At 66.8% G+C, this 1,371-nt stretch carries 1 protein-coding gene; it reads right to left on the reverse strand.

The genetic code is table 11. The features are described from left to right. Positions 1 to 39 precede the first annotated feature (39 nt). On the reverse strand, positions 40 to 1,323 hold the full coding sequence (locus tag MKW14_RS40640; protein ID WP_240871809.1) for an IS256 family transposase: 1,284 nt from the start codon (positions 1,321 to 1,323) through the stop codon (positions 40 to 42). Between the last annotated feature and the right edge of the window lie 48 nt (positions 1,324 to 1,371).

A 1,371-nucleotide genomic window follows, 5' to 3' on the forward strand; every position in this document is an offset into this window, starting at 1 on the left:
GGGTGTGTCCAGCGAGTGGTGTAACTCGTGGGTTGGTTGTTACCGCTGAGTCGCGGTGAGGCGGCCGTCGAAGGCGATGTCGAAGGCTTGGAGGGCCGGCTTCCACCGCCTGGTCCAGCGTTTCGCGCCGTTCCCGGTCGGGTCCAGGCTCATGACCGCGAGGTAGACGCACTTGAGGGCGGCCTGCTCGGTGGGGAAGTGTCCGCGGGCACGGACGGCCTTGCGGATCCGGGCGTTCACACTCTCGATTGCGTTCGTCGTGCACACGATCTTGCGGATCTCCACGTCGAACTGGAGGAAGGGGACGAACTCCGCCCAGGCGCGTTCCCACAACCGCACGATGGCCGGGTATTTCGCTCCCCATTCCTCGGAGAACTCCAGGAACCGCTCCATGGCGGCCTCCTCGGTCGGTGCCGTGTAGACCGGGCGGAGGGCCTTGGCGATCTTCTCCCAGTCCTGGCGGCCCGCGTACTTGAAGCTGTTGCGGAGCAGGTGAACGACGCAAGTTTGCACGATCGTCGCAGGCCAGACGGTGTTCACCGCGTCCGGGAGTCCGCTCAGTCCGTCGCAGACCAGCATCAGGACGTCCCGAACCCCCCGGTTCTTGATCTCGGTGAGGACCTGAAGCCAGTACTTGGCGCCCTCGCCGCCATCGCCGACCCACAGGCCCAGAATGTCGCGGGTGCCCTCGGCGGTCACGGCCAGCGCCATATAGACAGGACGGTTCGCGACCTGCCCGTCCCTGACCTTGACGTGCACACAGTCGATGAAGACCACCGGATACACCGCGTCCAGGGGCCGGTTCTGCCATTCCAGCATGCCGGCGACCACGCTGTCGGTGATCGTGGAGATGGTCTGCTTCGACACCTCGGTGCCGTAGACCTCGGCGAGGTGTGCGGAGATCTCCCCGTGCGTGAGGCCCTTGGCCGACAGCGACAAGACCATCTCGTCGATCCCGCCGAGCCGCCGCTGCCGCTTCTTGACCAGCATCGGCTCGAACGTGCCCGCCCGGTCCCGGGGAACCTCGATCTCGACCGGGCCGACCTCGGTGACCACCGTCTTCGCCCGGCGCCCGTTGCGGTAGTTCTCCCGCCCGCCTTCAGACTTCTCGCCGTGCTCGTGGCCCAGATGGTCGGTCAGCTCGCCCTCCAGGGCGGACTCCAGCACCCGCTTGGTCAGCTGCTGCAGCAGACCTCCCTCGCCGGTCAGCCGCAGCCCATCGGCCTGCGCCCGCGCCACCAGTTGGGCAACCAGCTCGTCATCCACACCCGCCGCCGGCTCTTCTGCCCGGCCCTCGGTCTCGGTGACACTCACGTCGGTCATCAACTTCCGCTTCCTGCTCGGGAGTTACACCGATCACCGTACAGACCC

Origin of the sequence: Streptomyces gilvus (assembly GCF_022513565.1) — a bacterium.
Taxonomy (GTDB): domain Bacteria; phylum Actinomycetota; class Actinomycetes; order Streptomycetales; family Streptomycetaceae; genus Streptomyces; species Streptomyces gilvus.